The 25,319-nt window shown below is 56.2% G+C and carries 22 protein-coding genes and 1 pseudogene; 9 read left to right on the top strand and 14 right to left on the bottom strand.

Annotated elements, in window-relative coordinates:
* Both QMN93_RS00445 and QMN93_RS00450 read left to right on the top strand, forming a co-directional pair.
* On the top strand, positions 1-2,982 hold the full coding sequence (locus tag QMN93_RS00445) for a virulence factor SrfB (protein ID WP_039262875.1): 2,982 nt from the start codon (positions 1-3) through the stop codon (positions 2,980-2,982).
* The gene (locus QMN93_RS00450; protein ID WP_193139353.1) at positions 2,979-5,156 is read left to right on the top strand and encodes a virulence factor SrfC family protein; all 2,178 of its coding nucleotides are present in this window, start codon (positions 2,979-2,981) and stop codon (positions 5,154-5,156) included. The genes QMN93_RS00445 and QMN93_RS00450 overlap by 4 nt, the downstream gene beginning before the upstream one ends.
* A 110-nt stretch (positions 5,157-5,266) precedes the next feature.
* On the opposite strand, the gene QMN93_RS00455 is transcribed toward QMN93_RS00450, so the two are convergent.
* The 9 genes from QMN93_RS00455 to QMN93_RS00495 all read right to left on the bottom strand — a co-directional run bounded on the left by QMN93_RS00455 (position 5,267) and on the right by QMN93_RS00495 (position 13,785).
* The gene (locus QMN93_RS00455; protein ID WP_193139355.1) at positions 5,267-6,022 is read right to left on the bottom strand and encodes an alpha/beta fold hydrolase; all 756 of its coding nucleotides are present in this window, start codon (positions 6,020-6,022) and stop codon (positions 5,267-5,269) included.
* Between the two features lie 86 nt (positions 6,023-6,108).
* Entirely contained in the window at positions 6,109-6,282 is a 174-nt protein-coding gene (locus QMN93_RS00460; protein WP_013096478.1) for a GhoT/OrtT family toxin, read from the bottom strand.
* Between the two features lie 183 nt (positions 6,283-6,465).
* Positions 6,466-7,890, bottom strand: coding sequence for an aminobutyraldehyde dehydrogenase (gene patD, locus QMN93_RS00465; protein ID WP_069302893.1), 1,425 nt, complete (start codon positions 7,888-7,890; stop codon positions 6,466-6,468).
* A gap of 24 nt (positions 7,891-7,914) precedes the next feature.
* Positions 7,915-8,721, bottom strand: coding sequence for an ABC transporter permease (locus QMN93_RS00470; protein ID WP_029741505.1), 807 nt, complete (start codon positions 8,719-8,721; stop codon positions 7,915-7,917).
* Positions 8,711-9,655, bottom strand: a complete 945-nt coding sequence (locus tag QMN93_RS00475; protein ID WP_069302894.1) for an ABC transporter permease — start codon at positions 9,653-9,655, stop codon at positions 8,711-8,713. Before QMN93_RS00475 ends, QMN93_RS00470 begins: the two co-directional genes overlap by 11 nt.
* Position 9,656: 1 nt before the next feature.
* Positions 9,657-10,670, bottom strand: a complete 1,014-nt coding sequence (locus tag QMN93_RS00480; protein WP_064672621.1) for an ABC transporter ATP-binding protein — start codon at positions 10,668-10,670, stop codon at positions 9,657-9,659.
* Positions 10,671-10,687: 17 nt separating this feature from the next.
* On the bottom strand, positions 10,688-11,833 hold the full coding sequence (gene ydcS, locus QMN93_RS00485; protein ID WP_029741508.1) for a putative ABC transporter substrate-binding protein YdcS: 1,146 nt from the start codon (positions 11,831-11,833) through the stop codon (positions 10,688-10,690).
* Between the two features lie 271 nt (positions 11,834-12,104).
* Complete coding sequence (locus QMN93_RS00490; protein WP_193139987.1) at positions 12,105-13,514, bottom strand: PLP-dependent aminotransferase family protein; 1,410 nt, start codon at positions 13,512-13,514, stop codon at positions 12,105-12,107.
* Positions 13,515-13,596: 82 nt separating this feature from the next.
* Positions 13,597-13,785: a hypothetical protein gene (locus QMN93_RS00495; protein ID WP_023335881.1), complete on the bottom strand. Its 189-nt coding sequence runs from the start codon at positions 13,783-13,785 to the stop codon at positions 13,597-13,599.
* A gap of 390 nt (positions 13,786-14,175) precedes the next feature.
* On the opposite strand from QMN93_RS00495, the pseudogene QMN93_RS00500 reads away from it, so the two are divergent.
* The 4 genes and pseudogenes from QMN93_RS00500 (at position 14,176) to hslJ (ending at position 17,277) form a co-directional block, all read left to right on the top strand.
* A pseudogene (locus tag QMN93_RS00500) lies at positions 14,176-15,575 on the top strand (cytochrome ubiquinol oxidase subunit I).
* Positions 15,575-16,585: a cytochrome d ubiquinol oxidase subunit II gene (cydB, locus tag QMN93_RS00505; protein ID WP_193139357.1), complete on the top strand. Its 1,011-nt coding sequence runs from the start codon at positions 15,575-15,577 to the stop codon at positions 16,583-16,585. Before QMN93_RS00500 ends, cydB begins: the two are co-directional and overlap by 1 nt.
* Complete coding sequence (locus QMN93_RS00510; RefSeq protein ID WP_008501283.1) at positions 16,585-16,713, top strand: DUF2474 domain-containing protein; 129 nt, start codon at positions 16,585-16,587, stop codon at positions 16,711-16,713. Before cydB ends, QMN93_RS00510 begins: the two co-directional genes overlap by 1 nt.
* Positions 16,714-16,839: 126 nt before the next feature.
* Positions 16,840-17,277 (top strand): heat shock protein HslJ, encoded by a 438-nt coding sequence (gene hslJ, locus QMN93_RS00515; RefSeq protein ID WP_033145695.1) that lies wholly within the window; start codon positions 16,840-16,842, stop codon positions 17,275-17,277.
* On the opposite strand, the gene QMN93_RS00520 is transcribed toward hslJ, so the two are convergent.
* Complete coding sequence (locus tag QMN93_RS00520) at positions 17,278-17,544, bottom strand: DUF333 domain-containing protein (protein WP_023312003.1); 267 nt, start codon at positions 17,542-17,544, stop codon at positions 17,278-17,280. It abuts the gene before it with no gap.
* 272 nt (positions 17,545-17,816) lie between these two features.
* On the opposite strand from QMN93_RS00520, the gene nifJ reads away from it, so the two are divergent.
* The 3 genes from nifJ to QMN93_RS00535 all read left to right on the top strand — a co-directional run bounded on the left by nifJ (position 17,817) and on the right by QMN93_RS00535 (position 23,114).
* Positions 17,817-21,341, top strand: coding sequence for a pyruvate:ferredoxin (flavodoxin) oxidoreductase (nifJ, locus tag QMN93_RS00525; protein WP_193139359.1), 3,525 nt, complete (start codon positions 17,817-17,819; stop codon positions 21,339-21,341).
* A 389-nt stretch (positions 21,342-21,730) separates the two neighbouring features.
* Positions 21,731-22,840 carry a porin OmpC gene (gene ompC / locus QMN93_RS00530; protein ID WP_047060983.1) on the top strand — a complete coding sequence of 370 codons (1,110 nt, stop codon included), beginning with the start codon at positions 21,731-21,733 and terminating at the stop codon, positions 22,838-22,840.
* A 148-nt stretch (positions 22,841-22,988) separates the two neighbouring features.
* Entirely contained in the window at positions 22,989-23,114 is a 126-nt protein-coding gene (locus tag QMN93_RS00535; RefSeq protein WP_255519867.1) for a hypothetical protein, read from the top strand.
* Between the two features lie 63 nt (positions 23,115-23,177).
* On the opposite strand, the gene QMN93_RS00540 is transcribed toward QMN93_RS00535, so the two are convergent.
* From QMN93_RS00540 to QMN93_RS00555, 4 genes are all read right to left on the bottom strand, one after another.
* Positions 23,178-23,255, bottom strand: a complete 78-nt coding sequence (locus tag QMN93_RS00540) for a hypothetical protein (protein WP_223239581.1) — start codon at positions 23,253-23,255, stop codon at positions 23,178-23,180.
* A 68-nt stretch (positions 23,256-23,323) separates the two neighbouring features.
* Complete coding sequence (locus tag QMN93_RS00545) at positions 23,324-23,746, bottom strand: GFA family protein (RefSeq protein ID WP_069302901.1); 423 nt, start codon at positions 23,744-23,746, stop codon at positions 23,324-23,326.
* Positions 23,747-23,749: 3 nt separating this feature from the next.
* Positions 23,750-23,947: a hypothetical protein gene (locus tag QMN93_RS00550; RefSeq protein WP_023312007.1), complete on the bottom strand. Its 198-nt coding sequence runs from the start codon at positions 23,945-23,947 to the stop codon at positions 23,750-23,752.
* A 90-nt stretch (positions 23,948-24,037) separates the two neighbouring features.
* The gene (locus QMN93_RS00555; protein ID WP_048979168.1) at positions 24,038-25,069 is read right to left on the bottom strand and encodes a methyltransferase; all 1,032 of its coding nucleotides are present in this window, start codon (positions 25,067-25,069) and stop codon (positions 24,038-24,040) included.
* Positions 25,070-25,319: the final 250 nt, after the last annotated feature.

A 25,319-nucleotide genomic window follows, 5' to 3' on the forward strand; every position in this document is an offset into this window, starting at 1 on the left:
ATGCTGGTTAATCTTTGCGACTATAAACAAAGCGTCACGCTTATTGCCAACAGCGGCGTGCAGTTCCTTGATTTCGGTCTGACGCCGCAGGACACCGCCAGCAACGGGCGCTTCGTACGTAAAACCGCGAACGGCCCGCTGCTGCGGCTCGATTTCGACCTGGTTAACGGGCGCTATACCGTGCCGGGAACGAACGGTGGTCAGCCTGAAGTGGTTAAACCGGAAACCACCATCCCGCTGCATCAGTCCCTGGCGGTGCTGGACGGCGTCTGGCTTCCGGTTCCGTTCCTGCGCTTCAACCCGCCGCGAACCTTTGTTGAGGGGCCGGATAACTGGGCCCGCGTTCAGGTGCGCAGGCTGGATACACCCGATACGGCAGGCAATACGCACCGCGTCACGCTCGCCCTTGACAGCCAGATTGCAGAACACGCCACGTCCGCCCTGTCCCCGGTTGAAAACGATATTCTGAACGGGACCCGATTCGCGCTGGCCTGGCGAGACAATGAGGTAGAAAGTTTCCTCGACCAGACCTGGATTGACGGCTGGCTGCGCGAGGCCTTTACCCAGTATGCCGACGGCGTTGAAAACCGCTCAGAACGCGATCTCCAGCAGGCGATGCGCGGGTTTGAATATCAGGCCCACTGGCTTAACCTGCTGACCATGCTCGGTGAACAGCTTACCGTGCCGGAAGTGAAATTTGTTACCCATACGCTCAGCACGCCTGCCATTCCGGTCGACCTGATCCTGGACGTGGGCAATACCCACACCTGCGGCGTCATTATCGAAGACCACGGCGATGCGAACGATGGCCTGCGCCAGACCGCCGAGCTGCAGGTCCGCTCGCTAAGCGAGCCGCAGTTCCTGAATGCGCCGCTGTTCACCAGCCGTCTTGAGTTTTCGGAAGCGCGTTTTGGCAAGCAGCACTTCTCGGTAGAGAGCGGTCGCGAAGATGCCTTTGTCTGGCCGTCGATTGTTCGCGTGGGCGATGAAGCCCGCAAGCTGGCGATGCAGCGTCTTGGGACCGAAGGCAACAGCGGCATCTCCAGCCCGCGTCGCTACCTGTGGGATGAAACGCCGGTCGTGCAGGACTGGCGCTTTAGCCAGATGAACAGCAAAACCCAGCGTGAGCCGCTTGCCACCGCGTTTCCGCTGATGAACCTGATGAACGATGACGGAGAACCGCTCTTCACGCTGCCGCAGGACGAGCGGCTGCCGGTCTTCTCGCCGCAGTACAGCCGCAGCACGCTGATGACGCACATGCTGTGCGAGCTGCTGGCGCAGGCGCTGGGACAGATCAACAGCGTCGCCACGCGCCTGCGTCTGGGCTTCCCCGCGTCGCCGCGCCAGCTGCGCACCCTGATCCTGACCCTGCCCTCGGCCATGCCAAAGCAGGAGCGCGAGATTTTCCGTCGCCGCATGTTTGAAGCCATCGCCATCGTCTGGAAAGCGATGGGCTGGCACCCGCAGGATGAGGATTTTGTCACCCGCAAACAGCAGGATAAAAGCGTGGTGCCGGTTCCTGAAATCCAGATGGAGTGGGATGAAGCCAGCTGCGGTCAGCTGGTCTGGCTGTATAACGAAGCGATCTCCCGCTTTGGCGGTCAGACCGAAGCCTTCTTCGCCTCCCTGGCCCGCCCGGACCGTGAGCCTGAGCCGGGTAGCCAGCCGGGCCGCGCGCTGCGCGTCGCGTCCATCGACATCGGCGGCGGCACAACGGATATGGCGATTACCCATTATCAGCTGGATGACGGTTCCGGCAATAACGTCAAAATCACCCCGCAGCTGCTGTTCCGTGAAGGCTTTAAGGTCGCGGGCGACGATACGCTTCTGGACGTGATTCAGCGCTACGTGTTGCCTGCCCTGCAAACGCAGCTGCAGAAATCCGGTATCTCGGACGCTTCGCTGCTGATGGCGTCGCTGTTCGGTGACTCCGGGCGCATAGACACCCAGGCCGTACTCCGCCAGCAAACGGCGCTTCAGCTTTTTATGCCGATTGGCCACGCTATTCTTGCCGCGTGGGAATCGAGCGACGTTGACGATCCGCTGGCCGGTCTGCATGCCACCTTTGGCGATCTCCTGCCGCAGAAACCGACCCGCAACGTCATGAATTACCTGCAGCAGGCGATCGATCATGCCCTGCCAGCGGGTTCAGACGCGTTTGACCTGTTCGCGGTGCCGCTGCACGTGAACTTCCGCGAAATGCAGGATGCGATGCTGGCCGGGCAGTTTACGCTGGCCTCGCCGCTCCACGCGGTGTGCGAGGCGATATCCCATTACAGCTGCGATATTCTGCTGATCACCGGACGCCCCGGCTGCCTGCCTGGCGTTCAGGCGCTGATTCGTCATCTGCAGCCGGTGCCGGTCAACCGTATCGTCTGGCTGGATAAATACCAGGTGCACGAGTGGTATCCGTTCAGCCAGCAGGGGCGCATTGGCAACCCGAAATCAACGGCCGCGGTGGGGGCCATGCTCTGCAGCCTGGCGCTCGACCTGCGTCTGCCGCGCTTCAACTTTAAAGCTGCGGACATTGGCGCGTATTCAACCGTGCGGTATCTCGGCGTGCTGGATAACACCGTTAATACCCTGCGCGAGGAAAACGTCTGGTATCAGGATATCGATCTTGATAAGCCGGGCGCGAAGCTCGACGCGCGTCTGCACTTCCCGCTGCGCGGTAACGTTACCCTCGGCTTCCGCCAGCTGGCGAACGCGCGCTGGCCCGCCACGCCGCTCTACACGCTCAGCATCAACTCGGCTGAACTGGCGAAAGCGATTGCCGGTGACGGCGTGCTGAACGTGCGGCTGAAGCTCTGCGGCGGCAGCAAGCAGGAAGGCCCTGAGGCCTTCGAGCTGAGCGATGCCTGGCTGCAGGACGGCACGCCGGTTGCCCCTGACGCATTAACCTTCAAACTGAATACCTTGGCCGATCGCCGACACAGCGGCAGCCACTACTGGATCGACAGCGGGAGCGTATACCTGAAATGACAGCGACGACGACCATCACTCAGGCCTTAATCGGGTGGATTAATGAGACGCGCCTGAACGCCCCTGTGCTGGATAACGATGCTGACGCTCTGCTTGCTCGCATCAACGCGGCGCAGGCGCGGGAGCAGGCCATTGAACGCGCCATGACCCGCCAGAGCAGCATTGGGCTTTACGGTCATTCACAGAGCGCGAAAGCCCATCTGCTGTTGTCCCTGTGCGGCAGCGGTAATGGACGCCTGAACGTGACGCCGGGCCAGCGCACCTTTGACTATTTTTCGCATATCAATCCGGGACATGCCCTGACCAACATGGCCGTCCGCTTCACGCCGGAAAGCCCGGAGGTGGCGGATGAGGCGTTCCCGCTGCGTCTGAGCCTGGTCACCGAGGCCGAGCTGGTACAGCTGTTTATTGCCCGCACGACGCTGCATCCGCAGATGCGCGCGGTGGATAAGGCGGTCATTGAGACACGTCTGGAGAAATGGCGCGGGCTGCGCCAGCCGCAGGGCGTGCCCGGCATAACGGCTCAGGAAGTGGGTGCGATTGCCCGCTTCTGGCAAAGCACCGTACCCGCCGCTAAGCAGCAAATTGATGATGCCCTGTGGCATGAGTTCGCCCGGCTGGTGCCTTCTCTCGATCTCAGCACGCGGGCCAGCGTCTGGTCGCTGCTGTGGGGCGAGCAGCAGGAGTTGACCCAGCAGTGGTTAAAACTGGCCCATGTGCTGCACCAGACCAGCCATGCCGGCGAGCTTGCTGCCCCGCTTAGCCTGCTGGTGGACAGCTTTGGCCTGCCGGGTGAAGGGTTCCTGACGCACGACGGCACGTTAGATCTTCAGGACGCGCAGGAGACGCTGCTTCATCCGCTAAATAGCGGTGAAATGCTTAACGCCATCAGCATCCCCGTCGACGTGCTGGCCTTCCTGACCCGCGAGCTGGTGCTGCCGGTTGAGAACGGCGCGCTGGATAACGTCGATATTATTGATATTCCTGTTTTTGAAGATAACCGTGCCGACCCGCTACGCCAGGCGAAGTCCCAGTGGCTGCTCGAGCATTACCGTCAACAGCTTCAGCCGGATGTGCTGGTGATTTGTAATGCGACGGCGCAGCACGAACAGACGGCCAAAAAAGCAAAAGTGCTGATGAACTGGGTCAAGGAGACGCAGCCTGCTGAAGAATCTGCCCTGCCGGGGCTGGTATGGGCGATTACGCCACACGACGCCCGCTTTACCACCCGACAGAATCTCGATGAAGCCGTACAGCATCTGCTCGGAAAGCCGGGTTTACGCTGGGGCACGCTGCAGGCGCTGGACAGCCACAGCATGCAGCGCGTCATCGAATGGCTGTCTCAGGCCACGCTGCCCGCGCAGCGACAGAAGCGTCTCGGCACGCTGAAAGGCTTGCTGCGACAGGAGCTCTCATCGCTGATGCAGAGCTATCTGGCACCGCTGGTTGAAGAGCCGGGGACAAGACGCGCTCAGGCCGAAAATATGGTGCGCACGCTGCAAAGCAGCGCCGCCCGCCACGGCGAACTGCTTGAAGGCCTGCTGCCGCCGCTGAAAGCCTTTGAAACGCTGCTCGCCGTTCAGCAGCCGCGCGAGGAGCAGGTGAACGGGCTGTTTACGGACACTATTGACCTGTTTGCCGAGAATACCCAGGAAAGCACCGGCCTGTTCCAGACAAAAGACAAAGCGCGCCTGGCGCACAGAGTCTGGATAAATCATCTGCGTCAGTGGAGCCGCAATGAGGCCACGGCCGCGCGCCTCGGGCTGGAGCCTTCGGTATTACAGCAAATCGCGGATGTGCTGGTGGTCACCAGCTACCGGCTTAATCTGCCTCAACAGCTTCAGCGTATCGTCGAAGCGGATAAAAGCAGCGCGGCACAGCTGCATGCCGTGATGGGCAATTTCATTGGCTGGCTGGGTTATGACCAGACGCCCGTGGCTACACGTCCGGCAAGCCGCATCCGCAAGGGGCAGGCAATCTTCGTCACGCCAGTGGTCAGCAGCGCGGAGCCTCGATTGACGCGCCTGGGGGAACAGCCTCTGCATGCGGCCACCGCATACGTTTACGACTGGCTGGTCGCCCTCTATAGCCGCGCGATAGAGAACATTGATTACCGGCATCCGCATGATGTTCAGCCTGACGCACGTCAGGCCTTGCACGCATTATTGCGCTGAACGCTGATTAACAATGTAGCCGCATTTCTTGCCGGGTGGCGCTGCGCTTACCCGGCCTACATTTCGCAACGGTGCAAGCGTAGCGCCGCCGGGCGAAACTTTTGCGCACATCACTCCGTCATACACCCGGCTAACGTCTGTGCCAGGGCAGACGGATTTTCCCACGACATCGAGTGCCCCGCCGCAGGGATAATTTTTACCTCAACGCCCTTTTGCTTCAGATCGTCCACATCGTCATCCGGCAGAGACAGCTCGCCGAAAATCAACGTTACCGGGCAAGGAAGTGACAGGAACTGCGCTTCCCATTCGGGCTCTATGCCCGCCATCAGGCTCGATGCACCCCGCCAGACGGCATACGGCGCATTACTCTGCAGACACCCTGCCCACGCCGTTTTTTCCGCACTGAGCATGGCGTCATAGCCCTGCGTCAGAAACTGCTGCTCGGTTTGCGCTGCAATAGACCGGCTGAACATCCCCCCACCCGAATGAAAATTGGGCTCTGACACCATCAGCCCCTTCACGCGCGTTGCAAGCAGCCCCGCCGTTTCGATAGCAATGCTGCCGCCCATACTGTGGCCGTATAACCAGAAGGCATCCAGCTTAAGGTGGTCAATCAGCTCCGCCACAACGTGGGCCTGGTCGGTGGTTTTATAGCTGTAGCGTTCAGGCTTGTCGCTGTAGCCGCTGCCGGGCAAGTCGATGAGAATCGCTCTGCGCGCGCCAAACAGCGGGTCATGAACGACACGGGGATATTCATAGGAAGAGGCGCAGCCCAGCCCGTGAATGAACACCACGGGATCGCCGGTGCCGGGCAGGTCATGCCAGCGCACGGTACAGCCGGCCTGCTGCGAGTAAAAACTGTTCATAAGCACTCCTTTTACGATGCACTGTGTATTTATACAGTTACCGTATCGGGAATGCCATATTCATCTTTTAAAAATGGAAGCGTGCTTCAGAAAAGCGAGACCAGCAGCGCAACGGGAAAGCTCATTGGCCAGGTTGACCCCACCAGAAAAGCGCTGAGCAGGCGGATACGTTTGCGGTCTTTAGAGAGGAACCAGGTAATTAATGCGCAGATGGAAGCCATGATTGCGTAAAAAACCAACATCTTTTGATACAACGTCATTCTGTATACCAGAGCCGAAAAAATAACCGCACGCAATATGCGTCATATGTTGATACAGATCAAGTTTTTTCGTTACAGAATAACCACTTAAAGATTACGGATAATAACAATTGAGTATCTTGCGTAACACTCATGGCGGGTGCGGGAAACGCCTGGCCGCGCATGCGGCCAGGCATGGCGGACTTAGTGTTTGATCATGACATGCCGCACAACCGTATAATCCTCAAGCCCGTAGACCGACATATCTTTGCCGTAGCCGGATAATTTCATGCCCCCGTGCGGCATTTCGCTCACCAGCATAAAATGGGTATTCACCCAGGTGCAGCCGTACTGCAGGCGCGCGCTCAGGCGATGGGCGCGGCCCACGTCTTTGGTCCAGACCGATGACGCCAGGCCATACTGCGAATCGTTCGCCCAGGCCAGCACCTGCGCCTCGTCGTCAAATTCGGTGACGCTCACCACCGGGCCAAACACCTCCCGCTGAACGATGGCGTCGTCCTGTTTTGCCCCCGCCAGCAGGGTTGGCTGGAAGTAGTAGCCTGCCCCCTCTTTTTTGCTCCCGCCGGTGACAACGCGGATATGACCGAGCGCTTTCGCCTCATCGACCGCCTGACAGACGCGTGAAAGATGGGCGGCCGAGCTGAGCGGGCCCAGTTCGGTCGAGGCATCCTCCGGCGCACCCATTTTAAGGCTGGCGACCGCTGCGCCCAGCTTTTCCACCAGCGCGGCATAAATGCCCTTCTGGGCATAAATCCGGCAGGCCGCCGTACAGTCCTGTCCGGCATTGTAGAAACCAAACGTCCGCACCCCTTCGACAACCGCATCCAGGTCGGCATCATCAAAGACGATAACCGGCGCTTTACCGCCCAGCTCCATGTGGGTGCGTTTAATGGAGGACGCGGTATGGCCGATGATATGTTCCCCGGTAGCAATCGAACCGGTCAGCGAGACCATACGGACTTTTTCATGCCCGGTAAGCGGGTCACCGACCGTTTTCCCCCGGCCAAACAGGACGTTCAGAACGCCTGCCGGGAAGATGTCTTTTGCCAGCTCTCCCAGCTTCAGCGAGGTCAGCGGCGTGATCTCTGAGGGCTTAATCACCACGCAGTTCCCTGCCGCCAGCGCGGGGGCTAGCTTCCAGGCCGCCATCATCAGCGGATAGTTCCAGGGGGCAATAGAGGCAACCACGCCCACCGGATCGCGGCGGATCATCGACGTGTGGCCGTCAAGGTACTCCCCGGCGGCCAGCCCGTTCAGACAGCGGGCGGCCCCGGCAAAGAAACGGAAAACGTCGACCACCGCCGGAATTTCATCTCCCAGAGCGCAGTGCAGCGGCTTGCCGCAGTTGAGGGATTCGAGCCGGGCAAAGTCCTCCCCATGCGCTTCAATCGCATCCGCCAGCTTCAGCAGGCACTCGGCGCGCGTCTTCGGCGTGGTTTGCCCCCACTCCGCAAAAGCACGGTCGGCTGCCTGAACCGCCGCGTCGACCTGAGCCGCTGACGCCTCGGCAATCTCCAGCAGGAGTTCTCCAGTGGCCGGGTTATAGACCGGCTGTTTTTCTCCCTCTCCGGTTACCAGTTTTCCCTCTATCAGCAGTTGTGTTTGCATAGCATTTTCCTGTTGAATTCACTGTTATTTCCCGCTGCCGGCGATGTTCTCGCCGTCGCGGGTTAGCCACCAGGCTCCCAGAATGGGGATAGTTGTCACCAGCATCACCAGCAGTGCTACAACGTTGGTGACCGGCACGTCGCGCGGACGACCGAGCTGATTGAGCAACCACAGCGGTAACGTGCGCTCGTGTCCCGCCGTAAACGTTGTGACGATTATCTCGTCAAACGACAGGGCAAACGCCAGCATTCCCCCGGCCAGCAGCGCGGAACCCAGATTGGGCAGCACCACATAGCGGAAGGTTTGCCATCCGTCGGCCCCGAGATCCATCGACGCTTCCACCAGGCTCCAGGAGGTGCGTCTGAACCGGGCAATCACGTTGTTAAACACCACCACCACGCAAAAGGTGGCGTGTCCCACCACGATGGTGAAAAAACCCGGCTCAAGGTCAATCGTTTTGAATGCCGTCAGCAGCGCCAGACCGGTGATGATCCCCGGTAACGCAATCGGCAACAGCAGCAACAGCGAGATCGCATTCTTGCCAAAAAACTCGCTTCGCCACAGCGCCGCTGCAGCAAGCGTGCCAAGCACAAGGGCAATCGCGGTGGAGAGCGCGGCAATCTGAAGTGACAACGTCACGGATTCAATAATATCGCCGCGCCCCGCCGCCACGCTGAACCACTTCAGCGTCAGCCCCTGCGGCGGAAAGCTGAAGGCCGCGTCTTCGGTATTAAAGGCATAGGTCGCGATAATCAGCAGCGGGAAGTGCAGGAAGATGACGCCTCCCCACGCTGCCACTTTCAGGAACAGCGGTGCGCGTTCAGAGTGCATCGAATGCTCCCAGACGTTTCACGAACGCCAGATAGAGTGAAATCAGCACGATGGGCACCAGCGTGAACGCGGCGGCCATGGGCATATTGCCAATGGCACCCTGCTGCGAGTAGACCATGTTACCGATGAAGTAACCCGGCGGCCCCACCAGCTGTGGAACGATGAAATCCCCCAGCGTCAGGGAAAAGGTGAATATTGAGCCCGCGGCAATACCCGGGATCGCCAGCGGCAGAACGACGTAGCGAAAGGTCTGACGAGGGCGCGCGCCGAGGTCGGCTGAGGCCTGCAGTAGCGAGGCAGGCAGGCGTTCCAGCGCCGCCTGGACGGGCAGGATCATAAACGGCAGCCAGATGTAGACGAAGACCAGAAACCGTCCCAGCCCGGAGGTGGACAAGGTGTTGCCGCCAATCGCCGGGAGCGTAAGGAGTGAGGTCAGGATCGGCTCCAGCCACATATGGTTGAGAAACCACTGCGCCACCCCATCCTTCGCCAGCAGCAGCGTCCAGGCGTAGGCTTTGACGATGTAGCTCGCCCACATTGGCAGCATCACAGCGATATAGAAAAACGCTTTCCACTTGCCGCGGGTGTATCGCGCCATGTACCAGGCCATCGGGAATGCCAGGATGGCGCTGGCTATCGTCACCGCAATCGCCATGGTTAACGTGCGCAGGATGATGTCGTAGTTTGCCGGGTTGAAAAGCGCCCGAATGTTCGCCAGGGTCAGATCCGGCGTGACGGCCATGGTGAAATCGTCAAAGGTGTAAAAACCTTGCCACAGCAGGGTCAGAAGCGATCCTAAATAGACGATGCCAAACCACATGAGCGGCGCGAGCAGAAGCAGGAACAGGCCGAGCGACGGTTTACGCCAGAACAGCGCCGTCATGCGGCTTAAGCGCCCATGCGAGGCGGGAGGATGCGCGACACTCATAGCCATTTCACCTCTCCTCGTGCAGGCGAATCATCGCCTCGCGTGACCACGACGCCATCACCGCCTGCCCCGGCGCAATGCCGCTCAGCGACGAGGTTTCACTGAGATTGGCCTGGCTCACCAGCAGTTTGGCGCCATCGGCGAGCTTCAGCTCCAGCCGCGTGGCCGCTCCCTGATACTGAACGGCCTGCACGATGCCCTGAACCTGAACGTCTCCGCCCTCATTAAGGCGAATATGTTCCGGGCGCAGGGAATAGCTGCCTTCCATACCGCAAATTTTCTGCGCAAGGCCCGCATCAAAGACGTTGGACGTGCCGACAAAACCGGCGACAAACGGCGTGCGCGGACGCATGTAGAGATCGCGCGGGGTATCCACCTGCTCGATGCGCCCGTTATTGAACACCGCCACCCGGTCTGACATGGAAAGGGCCTCGCCCTGATCGTGGGTGACAAAAATAAAGGTGATGCCGAGTTCCTGCTGAAGCTTCTTCAGCTCGAACTGCATCTGTTCACGCAGTTTGAGATCGAGCGCACCTAAGGGCTCATCCAGCAGCAGGACGCGCGGCTCATTGACCAGCGCCCGGGCGATGGCGACACGCTGTCGCTGGCCGCCGGAAAGTTGCGAGGGTTTGCGGGCAACGGCAAAGCTCAGGCCCACTTTTTCCAGGGCATCACGGGCCTGCGCATGGCGTTTTTTCTTGTCGATGCCTTTGACCATCAGCCCGTAGGCAACATTGTCGAGAATCGACATATGCGGGAACAGCGCGTAGTCCTGAAAGACGGTGTTCACATCCCGCTCCCAGGGAGGCAGTTCGCTCGCCTCTTTGCCGAAGATAGAAATCGTGCCGCCTGACAGCTGTTCAAAACCCGCTATCAGACGCAGGCAGGTGGTTTTGCCGGAGCCCGAAGGCCCCAGCATGGAGAAAAATTCTCCGTCACGAATAGCAATGGTGACCCCATCCACCGCCCGTACGTCGCCGTACAGACGGGAAACGTTGTTAAACTCTACCGCGTACGTCATGTTCTGCTCCCGGGCAATTAACGACCGCCCATGATGGCGATGTAATCCTGCGTCCAGCGGCTGTAAGGGACAAATTTGCCGCCTTCTGCGATGGGGGTTTTCCAGAACATGATTTTGTCGAACTCGTTATAACCGTTTGTTTCGCAGCCTTTATCACCCAGCAGCGTGCTGGCCTTACACCCTTCTGCAACCACGGGCAGGGAGCCAAACCATGCCGCCAGATCGCCCTGCACTTTCGGCGTCAGCGACCAGTTCATCCACTTGTAGGCGCACATCGGGTGTTTTGCCTGCGCGTGCAGCATGGTGGTGTCCGCCCAGCCGGTCACCCCCTCCTTCGGGAAGACGGTAGCAACGGGCTGGTTCTCTGCCTTCAGGGCATTCGCCTGATACGGCCAGGCGCTGGAGGCCACGACGCCTTCATTTTTAAAGTCGCTCATCTGGACGGTAGTGTCATGCCAGTAGCGGTGGATCAGCGCATGCTGGTCGCGAAGCACCTTGAGCACGGCGGCATACTGTTTTTCGGTGAGCTGGTACGGGTCTTTGATACCCAGCTGCGGCTGCGTGGCTTTGACGAACAGCGCGGCATCGGCGATATAGATCGGGCCGTCGTACGCCTGCACGCGTCCCTGATTGGTTTTACCGTCAGGAAGATCCTGTTTGGTAAAGACCACGCTCCAGCTGTCCGGCGGCGTCGGGAAGGTTTTGGTGTTGTACATCAGCAGGTTTGGCCCCCACTGGTAGGGCGTGCCGTAGACTTTACCGCCGACGTTAAACCATTCCCCTTTCACAATCCGCGCGTCGAGGGTTTTCCAGTTGGGGATGAGGTCGGGGTTAATGGGCTGAACGCGTTTCCCCATGATCAGGCGCAGGGAGGCATCACCCGAGGCGGTAACCAGATCATATCCCCCTTTCGCCATCAGGCTGACCATTTCATCCGACGTGGCCGCCGTCTTGACGTTGACCGCACACCCGGTCTCTTTTTCAAACTGGGTGACCCAGTCATAATTTTTATCCGTCTGTCCGCGTTCGATGTATCCCGGCCAGGCGATAATATCCAGCCGACCTTCCCCGTCGCCAATGGCCTTTGGTGGTTCTGCGGCTTGCGCTGTCATGATAGTCATGCCGAGCGCACACAGGCTGCTGCGGGCAAAATGTTTGCTCATAAGAGTTACTCCTGTCGCAATGAAATTTAGCGGCAGCCGTGCCGTAAAAATATCTCCCTTATTAAACGTAGACCGCGCAAATGCGCCGCACCGTACGGCTTCAGGAAATTTCATCAAGGTGTGACAGAGGGCGCATTCCCCGTTAACTGGATTATAGACAAGGAGTTAGCCGCGAGAGACGGTATGCAGATTTCCTATGACAGGACACCGCGAAATATTCGCCGTGCCGTCATCAGGATAAGAATTGATTATTTAAATAACGCAGAAAAGATTATTCCATCATCGCGCTAATTAATTTTCCTAACTGAATGACCGCCTGCTCTTCTCGCTCTCCCCAGGCCCAGGAGGTATTAAAACGAAAGAACGGTGTCCATGCGTCAGAGGTGGAAAACATCTTTCCGGGGGCAATGCTGATGTGGTGCGTTAAGGCTTTTTCGCTCAGCAGCCCCGCATCCAGCTGCGCCGGAAGCTCCAGCCATAAAAAGTAGCCGCTGTCGTTATGGTGGATTTTGACGCCGGCAGGCATATGGCGCAAAAGTGACTGCCAGGCCTGCTGCTTTCGCTCTGCGAGCGTCCGCCGCAGGCGGCGCAGATGGGCGTCGTAGCGTTTAGTCGCCAGGTAATCCACCAGCGCCAGCTGCACGGGAGAGCTGGTTGAGAGCGTACTCATCAGCTGCAGCTGCTGAATGCGTCGCGCGTGTTTTCCTGCCGCAACCCAGCCGATGCGAAAACCGGCCACCAGACATTTTGAAAAGGACGAGCAGTGCAGCGTCATGTCCTGACGATCCCATGCTTTCGCCGGGAGCGGCTTTTCGCGGCCAAAATAGAGCTCGCTGTAGACATCGTCTTCAATCAGGGGGACATTGTGCTGCGTTAACAGCGCCACAAGCTGCGCTTTTTTCTCCGCGCTCAGCGTGAAGCCAAGCGGGTTCTGACTATTGGTCATGACCCAGCAGGCTTTAACCGGGTACTCATTCAGCGCCTGTTCAAGGGCATTGAGGTCAATCCCCTCGCGGACATCCGTCGCAATCGACAACGCTTTGAGCTTCAGGCGTTCCAGCGCCTGCAGCGCGCCGTAGAAACACGGGTTTTCGACTATCACCCAATCGCCCGGCTCGGTCACCGCCTGCAGGCTGAGATTGAGCGCTTCAAGCGCGCCTGCGGTGATCACGATCTCTTCCGGGGAGATGTTCATTCCCTGCTGCGCGTAGCGACGGGCAATGGCGTGGCGAAGATCGACGTTACCCGGCGGCAGGTTCTCAATCACGCTCATCGCCGTCGCGGTTTTGCTGACGTTCGCCAGCGAGCGGTTGAGCTGCTGCAGCGGGAAAAGTCGGGGATCGGGAAACGCGGAGGCAAAAGGAACTACGGACGGGTCGCGGCTGGCCTGTAAGACGTCGAAGATGTAGGTGTTAATATCCACCACTTCGTCACGCATCACCTGGGCAGGTGGAGCAGGCTGTTGTGCGGTCGGGCGCGAGGCAACGTAATAGCCCGACTGCGGTCTGGCGACAATGCGCCCCTGACTTTCCAGCATCTGATACGCGTGGCCAACGGTCATAAAACTCATGCCGCTGCTCGCCACCTGCTCTCGCAGCGAAGGCAGCTTATCGCCCGGCAGCCATACGCCAAGCTCAATCTGCGAGATAATTTGTTGCGCCAGACGCTGGTATTTTTTCATCATATTCTCCTTATGACCGACAGTGTATATCAGCAGGAGAAAAAGAGAAGATTTAGCTAACTGTTATAGTTCGTGAAATGAATTACTTACGGTACTCGGTAACGTGGCTTTGCGCCTGACGCGCAGCGGCCAGGTGATCGAGCGTAATCATCGACGATTTGCAAAAGATGCATTTCGCGCCGAGTGGGTTTTTCTCAGACATGTCAAAGACTGAGGTACGGTACTGCGAGCCATGACAGCATGGGCAGCGAAAATGAATATAAGAAGTCATAGGATTCTCCTGAAACGTAAAACGTAAATTACTAATGGGCCGATTGGGCAATAATGGTTTTAAACAAAACGAATCGGAAAGTAGATAAAGACCCAAGAGAGGCTGCGGAGAGGCACAACGTGATGAGAACTGCTTTATAAAACTACGTCAGATATTTATTTGGACTCAAAACCAGAAGACCATTAACGCACGGCGCAGACGACAAGGCAAGCAGTTTTATGCGTAAAATTCATAAAAATACTGTTATTATTCCTCAGCGCGAAGTATATCAGATGGTTAAAGCATGAGATTTATGCCAACTGTTATGGTTAAAAATCACTTTTCTGCGTCTGATAGTCCGAACTTTGCCCCTATACCATAACAGCACACCGTTTGACATTGAGGCTGTGCATGTTTGGTTTAGATGCGTTTCACCTTGCACGGATACAGTTTGCCTTTACCGTATCCTTTCACATTATTTTCCCGGCCATCACCATTGGTCTCGCAAGCTACCTTGCCGTACTTGAAGGGCTGTGGCTGAAATCAAAAATCCGGTCTGGCGCTCGCTGTACCATTTCTGGTCGAAGATTTTTGCCGTCAACTTTGGCATGGGCGTGGTCTCCGGGCTGGTGATGGCCTACCAGTTCGGCACCAACTGGAGCGGATTTTCACAGTTTGCGGGCAGCATTACCGGCCCGCTGCTGACCTATGAAGTGCTGACCGCCTTCTTCCTCGAAGCCGGATTCCTCGGCGTGATGCTGTTCGGCTGGAACAAAGTCGGGCCGGGTCTGCACTTCTTCTCCACCTGCATGGTGGCGTTGGGCACTATTATTTCTACCTTCTGGATCCTCTCGTCGAACAGCTGGATGCAGACCCCGCAGGGCTATGAGATCGTCAACGGTCAGGTCGTGCCGGTGGACTGGTTCGCCGTGGTGTTTAACCCCTCCTTCCCTTACCGCCTGCTGCATATGTCGATAGCCGCATTCCTAAGCAGCGCCCTGTTTGTGGCCGCATCCGCGGCATGGCATCTGCTGCGCGGCAATAATACCCCTGCCATACGGGCAATGTTTTCGATGGCGCTGTGGATGACGCTGATTGTCGCCCCCATCCAGGCCATGGTGGGCGATATGCACGGGTTGAACACCTTAAAGCACCAGCCCGCCAAGATTGCCGCCATTGAAGGCCACTGGGAAAATCCGCCGGGTGAGCCTACCCCGCTGCTGCTGTTTGGCTGGCCGGATATGGAGCAGGAGCGCACCCGTTTTGGGCTGGAGATCCCAGCGCTGGGGAGTCTTATCCTTACGCACAGCCTGGATAAACAGGTTCCGGCCCTCAAAGAGTTCCCGAAGGAAGACCGTCCGAATTCCACCATCGTCTTCTGGTCATTCCGCATTATGGCGGGCCTGGGCATGCTGATGCTGCTGCTTGGGGTAACGGCACTCTGGCTGCGCTACAAAAAACGCGTGTATTCGTCGCGCCCTTTCCTGTGGTTTGCGCTGCTGATGGGGCCAACCGGGCTGATTGCCATCCTGGCCGGGTGGATCACCACCGAAGTGGGCCGCCAGCCGTGGGTGGTCTACGGACTCCAGCGAACGAAGGATGCAGTGTCTGCCCACGGTGACCTGCACATGAGCGTGAGCCTGCTGGCCTTCTTCGTCGTCTATACCTCGGTATTCGGCGTGGGTTACAGCTATATGGTGCGCCTCATCCGAAAAGGCCCGCAGCCGCATGAATCATTCGCCACCGAGTCCGACGGACGTCCGGCGCGCCCGCTTTCTGCCGTCACAACTGAACATAAGGAGCAGCCATAATGGGTATCGATCTTTCCATTATCTGGTTTGTCATTATCGTCTTTGCCACGCTGATGTATATCGTGATGGACGGTTTTGATCTGGGGATCGGCATTCTGTTCCCGGCAACGCAGAACGCCGACGATCGCGACGTGATGGTCAACAGCGTCGCGCCGGTCTGGGACGGAAATGAAACCTGGCTGGTGCTTGGCGGTGCCGCGCTGTTCGGCGCATTCCCGCTGGCCTATGCGGTGATCGTTGATGCCCTGACCATTCCGCTGACATTAATGCTGATCGGACTTATTTTCCGCGGGGTGGCATTTGAGTTTCGCTTTAAAGCCACGCCGGCCCACCGCCCCTTCTGGGATAAGGCGTTTATTGGCGGTTCAATTCTGGCAACGTTCACCCAAGGCGTGACGGTAGGCGCCGTCATTAACGGCTTTACCGTCACCGACCGGGCCTATACCGGCGGCCCCTTTGACTGGTTTACCGCGTTTAACCTGTTTTGCGGCGCGGGGCTGGTGGTGGCTTATGCGCTGTTAGGCTCTACCTGGCTGGTGATGAAAAGCGAAAACGCGCTGCAGGAGCGGATGCGTGAGGTGTCGAAAACGCTGTTAATCGTCCTTCTGGCGTTTATTGCGGCGATCAGCCTCTGGACGCCGCTGGCGCAACCGGCCATCGCTGCGCGCTGGTTTACGCTGCCGAATCTGTTTTATCTGCTGCCGGTCCCTGCTCTGGTGGTGATTTTTAGCCTGTACCAGTGGCGCTGCCTGAATAATCCCGCCAGCCATAGCCGTCCGTTTATCCTGACGCTGGGGTTGATATTCCTCGGCTTTAGCGGGCTTGGGATCAGCATCTGGCCGCATATTATTCCACCGTCGATCACCCTGTGGCAGGCCGCCGCCCCGACGCAAAGCCAGGGCTTTATGCTGGTGGGCGCGCTGTTGATCATTCCCGTTATTCTGGTCTACACCTTCTGGAGCTACTACGTGTTTCGCGGCAAAGTTCAGCATGGGGAGGGTTATCACTGATGCAACAACCGGTCTGGAAAAGATTACTGTGGCTGGCCATTATCTGGGGCGGCAGCGTACTGGCGCTGGCTGCTGTCAGTATGCTCTTCCGCATGCTGATGACGGCGGCAGGGTTTAAATCGCATTAACGTCATTCCGGGCAACCGCTGCGTTGCCCGGCTCCTCCCAGCACTTTCAGATAAACCCCATTAACGCACGGCAGAGTATCGTTACACTGGAAAAAGATTCACGGTATTTATAGTTTGAGAAGAAAAATGAAAAAGCTCATTGCGTTAAGCGTTATTAGTCTTGTCCTTTCCGGCTGCGTTAACCCGGGCAAAGCCTCCGTACAGCCGGAGCAACTTAAAAACCATCGCTTTGTGCTGGAAAATGTCAACGGTAAGGCCGTGAAGACCGCGACAACGCAACCTGAGCTCAGCTTTGGCGCGCTGCCAGATATCAGCCTGGTGAATAACATCAGCGTTTCTGGCCAGATGTGTAACCGCTTCAACGGACAGGGGAAATTGTCCGAAGGCGAGCTGAAGGTTAAAACGCTGGCCATGACGCGTAAGCTCTGTACTGAGCCGCAGCTGAATGAGCTGGATCAGACCATCGGCGACATGCTGCGCCAAGGGGCGCAGGTCGACCTGACTGAGGACCAGTTAACCCTGGCGACAGCCGATAAAACGCTGATGTTTAAGCGTGTAGAATAATCAGTAGTTACCGCAGCTTCCAACGGCAAGCGACTGTTCGCTACAGCGTTTGCCGTTTGGCAAGGCGCACATCCCAATAGCAGAACCATCAAGCTGGCGGGCGACAGACAGCGAACCGCCAATCATCGCGCAGTTGGCCTGACCTGAACTGGACATCGCCGCTTTCATTCCCGGCGCCACGTGGGCTGCCGTTGCCTGCTGGACTGGCTCACTGCTACATGCCGACAACAATAACGCGGCACACCCTACCCAAAATGCTGAGCGCATGCTCTCTCCCCCATGAATAATGCGAAACCTATGCATAATAGGCATCACATCCCGTGTCGTCGAGAGTGGAAGTGCGTATTTATGCGCTCCGGAAACAATTTCTCGCAATTTTTTCGCCAAAAGTTTGATCTACTCATTGATGGCAGGAATACCAAGGACACAAAAGCGAAAATCGTAAATTCCCCCGTTTGCTAGAATACACAGATAATATTCAGGGTTTGTTGCCGTAATACAGACCCCTATTTTTTTGCGCAATGTAAGGGTGTTGTCCTATGCAAACTATTGACGGTAATGGTGCAGTTGCCTCAGTCGCGTTTCGCACCAGTGAAGTTATCGCCATCTACCCGATTACGCCAAGTTCTACCATGGCCGAGCAGGCGGATGCCTGGGCGGGTAACGGGTTAAAAAACGTCTGGGGTGATGTCCCGAGAGTGGTTGAAATGCAGTCCGAAGCCGGTGCGATTGCCACGGTACACGGCGCCCTTCAGACCGGCGCGCTTTCCACGTCGTTTACCTCCTCACAGGGATTGCTGTTAATGATCCCTACGCTTTACAAACTCGCCGGTCAGCTGACGCCCTTCGTTCTGCACGTTGCCGCGCGTACCGTTGCTACCCACGCGCTCTCTATCTTTGGCGACCACTCCGACGTGATGGCCGTGCGCCAGACCGGCTGCGCGATGCTATGTGCCAGCAGCGTTCAGGAAGCGCAGGACTTTGCCTTAATTTCGCATATCGCCACGCTTAAAAGCCGCGTGCCGTTTATTCACTTCTTTGATGGTTTCCGCACCTCTCACGAAATCAACAAAATCGTCCCGCTGGCCGACGACACTATCCTGAATCTGCTGCCGCAGGCGGAAATCGACGCGCATCGCGCCCGGGCACTTAATCCTGAACACCCGGTTATTCGCGGGACATCGGCGAACCCGGATACCTATTTCCAGTCCCGCGAGGCCACGAACCCCTGGTACAACGCGGTTTACGATCATGTTGAACAGGCAATGAATGACTTTGCCGCCGCAACCGGCCGGGAGTACAAACCGTTTGAGTACTACGGCCATCCGCAGGCGGAACGGGTAATTGTGCTGATGGGGTCAGCCATTGGGACCTGTGAAGAGGTGGTTGACGAGCTGCTGACGCGCGGCGAAAAAGTTGGCGTGCTTAAGGTGCGTCTCTATCGTCCGTTCTCGGCTAAACATCTGCTTTCGGCTCTGCCTGAAAGCGCCCGCGCTGTGGCGGTGCTCGATCGTACCAAAGAGCCTGGCGCGCAGGCGGAACCCCTCTATCTGGATGTGATGACCGCCCTGGCAGAAGCCTTTAATCAGGGCGAACGTGAAACGCTGCCGCGCGTAATCGGGGGTCGCTATGGCTTGTCCTCCAAGGAGTTTGGGCCGGACTGCGTGCTGGCGGTATTCAACGAGTTAAGCGAGGCAAAACCTAAGCCGCGCTTTACCGTCGGCATTTATGATGATGTGACGAATCTTTCCCTTTCGCTGCCGGAAAATACCCTGCCCTCGACCGCCAAACTTGAGGCGCTGTTCTACGGTCTGGGCAGCGACGGCAGCGTCTCCGCGACCAAAAACAACATCAAAATTATCGGCAACTCCACGCCGTGGTACGCCCAGGGGTACTTCGTCTACGACTCCAAAAAAGCAGGCGGCCTGACCGTTTCCCACCTGCGCGTGAGCGAACAACCCATCCGCTCCGCGTATCTTATCTCTCAGGCCGATTTTGTTGGCTGCCACCAGCTGCAGTTTATCGATAAATACCAGATGGCCGAGCGCCTTAAGCCCGGCGGTATTTTCCTCCTCAATACGCCGTACAGCGCAGACGAAGTCTGGGTGCGCCTGCCGCAGGAAGTTCAGGCGGTGCTGAACCAGAAAAAAGCCCGTTTCTATGTGGTCAACGCCGCGAAAATTGCCCGCGAATGTGGCCTGGCTGCGCGTATTAATACCGTTATGCAGATGGCCTTCTTCCATCTGACCAATATTCTGCCGGGCGACAGCGCGCTGGTGGAGCTGCAGGGTGCGATTGCTAAAAGCTACAGCAGCAAGGGCCAGGAGCTGGTCGAGCGAAACTGGCAGGCGCTGGCGCTGGCGCGCGAATCGCTGTTTGAGGTACCGCTGCAGCCGGTGAATGCGACAAGCCCGAACCGCCCTCCGGTGGTGTCCGATGCGGCGCCTGATTTCGTTAAGACCGTGACGGCGGCGATGCTCGCCGGTCTGGGCGATGCCCTGCCCGTCTCCGCGCTACCGCCGGATGGCACCTGGCCGATGGGCACCACGCGCTGGGAAAAACGCAACATTGCCGAAGCGATCCCTATCTGGAAAGAAGAGCTGTGTACCCAGTGCAACCACTGCGTTGCGGCCTGCCCGCACTCTGCTATTCGAGCCAAAGTGGTTTCACCGGAAGAGATGGAAGCCGCGCCGGCAAGCCTGCATTCGCTGGATGTGAAATCTCGCGATATGCGCGGACAGAAATACGTTCTGCAGGTCGCGCCGGAAGATTGCACCGGCTGTAACCTGTGCGTCGAGGTCTGTCCGGCGAAAGACAGGCAGGATCCGGAGATCAAAGCCATCAATATGATGTCGCGTCTGGAGCACGTTGAAGAGGAGAAGGTCAACTATGACTTCTTCCTGAATCTGCCGGAAATCGATCGCAGCAAACTGGAACGTATTGATATTCGTACGTCACAGCTGATTACGCCGCTGTTTGAGTACTCCGGGGCCTGCTCCGGCTGCGGTGAAACGCCGTATATCAAGCTGCTTACCCAGCTGTACGGTGACCGGATGCTGATTGCCAACGCAACCGGCTGTTCATCCATCTACGGGGGCAATTTGCCTTCTACGCCGTACACCACCGACGCGAATGGGCGCGGTCCGGCGTGGGCAAACTCGCTATTCGAGGACAACGCCGAATTCGGCCTGGGCTTCCGCCTGACCGTCGACCAGCACCGCGCGCGCGTGATGCGCCTGCTGGAGCAGTTTGCCGGGCAGATCCCCGCTCAGCTCAATGACGCGCTTCATGCGGACGCGACGCCAGAAGAACGTCGTGAGCAGGTTGCTGAGCTGCGCCGCGCGCTGCAGGGCGTTTCGGGGGCTGAACAGCTGCTGACCGACGCTGACGCCCTGGTCGAAAAATCAATCTGGCTTATTGGCGGCGACGGCTGGGCTTACGATATCGGCTTTGGCGGGCTGGATCACGTGTTGAGCCTGACCGAAAACGTCAACATCCTGGTTCTGGATACGCAGTGTTATTCCAATACCGGCGGCCAGGCGTCGAAAGCGACGCCGTTAGGCGCGGTAACGAAATTTGGCGAACACGGTAAACGCAAGGCGCGCAAAGATCTCGGCGTGAGCATGATGATGTACGGTCACGTTTATGTTGCGCAAATCTCGCTGGGTGCCCAGCTTAACCAGACGGTGAAAGCGATTCAGGAAGCGGAAGCGTATCCTGGCCCGTCGCTGATCATTGCCTACAGCCCTTGCGAAGAGCATGGCTACGATCTGGCCCTCAGCCACGACCAGATGCGTCAGCTGACTGCGACCGGCTTCTGGCCGCTGTACCGGTTCGACCCGCGTCGTGCAGACGAGGGTAAATTACCGCTGGCGCTGGATTCGCGTCCGCCGTCGGATGCCCTGGCCGAGACGTTAATGCAGGAACAGCGCTTCCGTCGCCTTAACGCCCAGCAGCCGGAAGTGGCCGAGCAGCTCTGGAAAGATGCCGCTGCTGACCTGCAAAAACGCTATGACTTCCTGGCGCAGATGGCGGGTAAAGCCGAAAAACCGACCAGCGACTAGTTCCCCTGCCCGGCTTGTCCGGGCATTTTTTTGCCATAAAAAAAGCCCGGCGTATTCACACCGGGCGAATCCAGATAATCATTGAATATCTATTTAGTTTCCTTAATAGCATTCACGTTAATTATGGATGAATCATCTTACAGGCATATAACGCCGGCCAGATTACCTTAATTAACGCCTGATTAATAATTTCAATTTAATATAGTTACTTTTAAATCATTCATCAAGCCAATGATCATTTCCGCCGATTTATTCGGTTTAGATTTTACTTAGTTCGTAACAATTATATTTTATTACTCTTACACAGGAGTGATTTAGCATGAGACAACTTTCTCATTCTGAAAGTTCAACAGGTAATTAAATAAAAACAACTGCAAAGGAATATCACAATGCAAAGAAAAGTACTGGCTCTGATGATTCCGGCTCTGTTAATAGCTGGTTCTGCTCAAGCAGCAGAAATTTATAATAAAGACGGTAACAAATTAGATCTGTACGGAAAAGTAGATGGTCTGCACTACTTTTCAGATAACAAAGGTGCTGACGGCGATCAAACCTATATGCGTCTGGGTTTCAAGGGTGAAACGCAGATCAACAACACGATGACCGGCTATGCGCAGTGGGAATACAACATTCAGGCCAATAACACGGAAGGGTCTGATAATCAGTCCTGGACGCGTCTGGCCTTCGCCGGTGTAAAAGTGGGTGACTACGGCTCCTTCGATTACGGTCGTAACTACGGTGTCCTGTACGACGTGGAAGGCTGGACCGATATGCTGCCTGAGTTCGGTGGCGACTCCTACACCAAAGCCGACAACTTCATGACCGGCCGCGCAAACGGCGTGGCAACCTACCGTAACACCGACTTCTACGGTCTGGTGCAGGGCCTGAACTTTGCGCTGCAGTATCAGGGCAAAAATGAAGACGCCAGCAACAACCAGGAAGGTACCAACAACGGTCGCGACACGCGTCACGAGAACGGTGACGGCTTCGGTATCTCCACAACCTATGACTTCGGCATGGGGATTACTGCGGGTGCCGCGTATACCTCTTCTGACCGCACCAACGAGCAGGTCATGAATACCACTGCGGGTGGTGACAAAGCGGATGCCTGGACGGCGGGCCTGAAGTATGACGCCAATAACATCTATCTGGCGGCAATGTATTCTGAAACCCGCAATATGACCCCTTATGGTGATAACACCGACGCCGTGGCGAACAAAACCCAGAACTTCGAAGTGACCGCGCAGTACCAGTTCGACTTCGGCCTGCGTCCGTCCCTTTCCTACCTGCAGTCGAAAGGTAAGGATCTGGGCAACGGCCAGGGCGACCAGGATCTGGTTAAATACGCTGACGTAGGGGTCACCTATTACTTCAACAAAAACATGTCCACCTACGTTGATTACAAAATCAACCTGCTGGATGAAGATGACAACTTCTACAAAGACAACGGCATCAGCACCGATGATGTTGTAGCGTTAGGCCTGGTTTACCAGTTCTGATTGTCAGAGCCCGCATAATCATGCGGGCTCGCTTGTTTTATGAAGTTCGTCACATAAGACAGTTTAAGAAAGGGGTTGGTTGAGGGAAAGTTGAAAGTAAGCTGGTTAAACTGCGGTGATAGCCCTTTCTTCACTAAGGATAACAGCGTTGTTTGGTCGTGTATCCCTTGCCTTACTTACCCTTTTAGCATTGCTGTGGATGGCGTTAATTTTTGATTTTGGTGATATCGTCGGGCATCTCGGGGCGCTATTAAACCATCTGGACGGCAGTTAACTATTGTCCCTGGAAATAAAAAGCCACCAGCGGTGCCGGTGGCGGGTAAACGCGTATGTCGCGTTATTTTTTCACAGGTTGAGGCTTTTTATCACCTGATTCAGGGGCCTCACGCGGATCGTCTTTTTCAACACAGAGCATAGTTTCTCCTGTTTCAGTTACCCACTGCCTACTATAGCCGGAGGAGTAAAAGAGTGGCCAGGCGGCAATCATGCCTCCTTTTCCCCTTTCTCGCGAAAAGAGAGATAACCAAATACCCCACTTCCCCCATCCATAGGATGGTTAACGCCGTCCATCACCTTCACCTCTGGAAAATCAAAAGGTGAAACGTTTTCAAAACAGGCGACATTAACGCCATATTCGTTTGGGTTAGAACGCCGCTGATGGAACGTGTAAATCCCGCACACCGAGCAGAAGAAATGCCGTGCCGTTCCCGTGTTAAAGCGGTACTCGGTGAGCTTATCTTCACCTTTGGTCACCTTAATCCCTGACAACGGCGCAGAGACAACGACCGCGCCCCGCATACGACAAAAGGAACAGCTGCAGCGCCGTGCGGTATTGAGTCCATCAGTGAGCTCAACGGTGAACGCCACCGCGCCGCAATGGCACTTCGCATTTCGTTTTTCAGCCATGGGCTATACCCCTTTTCTCACCAACTCGGCAGCCTTAACGAAAACCTCATCTTCTACGCCATCGCCTTTTTGCCTGCCGAGCCTGACCAGTTCATCGACAATGCTGTTGCGATGGATCGGTTTCTGCGCTGAAACCAGTCCAATAACGGCGGCCCCAATCGCCAGCCCCACTAATCCGGTTTGTTCATCTTTGTTTTTCATATTCATGCTCCTGGTACAACAAACAAGCGTAGCAGGAATACGGTAAAACGGAATGCGGGACGCATGCTCTGTGAATGTTATTTAAACAGTTCAGACAGGTACGACTTCTAAAATCGACAGATACGAACGGGTGTCTATTATTTTGTTCAACTTCAGATTGGTCTGCTCAAACAAGTGCTGATACTCAGACTCTGTTCGTGTACGTCCGCCATCAAAGCTTGTTAACAGAAGAAGGTCAATTTCAAATCGTCCCAGCTCATTATTTTCTTTTTTAATAAGCGGCTCAAAAATTAATAGTCGGGCGTTTTCTTTCATAGCCGTTCTGCAGCATTGAAGGATCTGAATGGCCTTCTCATCAGGCCAGTCCATCAAAATGTATTTAAGCAGGTAAATGTCCGCTACAGGACAGGCTTCAAAAAAGCTGCCCTCAATGGTCTCCCATCGACGATTATCCTTTAACAGGTGCAGTCGATTTCGCTCAAGCACGTCTTTTTGATCGAAAAGGATCCCCGTTAAGGTCGGATTTCGACGTAAAACGGTCAGCAATAAGTTACCCAACCCACCGGCGATATCGGCAACGACAGCGTTTTGAGGGAACGAATAGCTATCTGCAATGACCTCATTCTCTACGGATGACATAGAGGCCATACCGGCATGAAAAACGTTGCTTTCAGATCCCCTATCGTCATGCTGCCAGTAGTCGTAAAAAGGCTTACCAAACAATTCATTAAAAACAGGTTTACCTTGCAATATCTCATCCATTTTAGCCGCTGGCTGCCAGAATGTTTGGTCAGTCAGCATGAGCACCGCCGCACGCAAGGAAAATTCATGCTCAGAACAGAGGAATTGTGCTGAATGGCTAAGACTGTATTCAGCTTCGGATAATTCGTTGAAAACTCCACGAGAAGACACTAAGCGCATGATTCGATGAAGATATTCAGCGTCGACATTCAACTCTTTCGCCAGTTGTTTGACGGATTTTTTTCCTTCAACCAGACGATCTGCGACGCCTAAGACCGCGACCGCCCGAAGCGCTGCCTGCCAGACAAAACCCATGCTTTGCTCTAACAGACACATTCCTTCTTTACGGCTTAGTAAATCCAGACTATTACGTTGCGACATTTTCTGCTCCTTACCAGTAAAGATGTGTTGAACAACTAAAACGCCGCTAGCAAGCGTAAGTCTGGTAATGAGCTTTATCCATAACGTCAGAAAGGATTATTTATGAGGTTTTGTACCGTTTAGCATACAGTCCGTTTAAATACGTAAAAAACCAAGGCCACTTACCTTCAATGTTTAATAGTAATGCATTAAAACTATTAACTTAAAAATGATTGCGTTACATCCCCAAAAAAAAATGCCTGTCGTAATA

Source organism: Enterobacter sp. R-1.6.2 (assembly GCF_035064085.1).
Taxonomy (GTDB): Bacteria; Pseudomonadota; Gammaproteobacteria; order Enterobacterales; family Enterobacteriaceae; genus Enterobacter; species Enterobacter asburiae_B.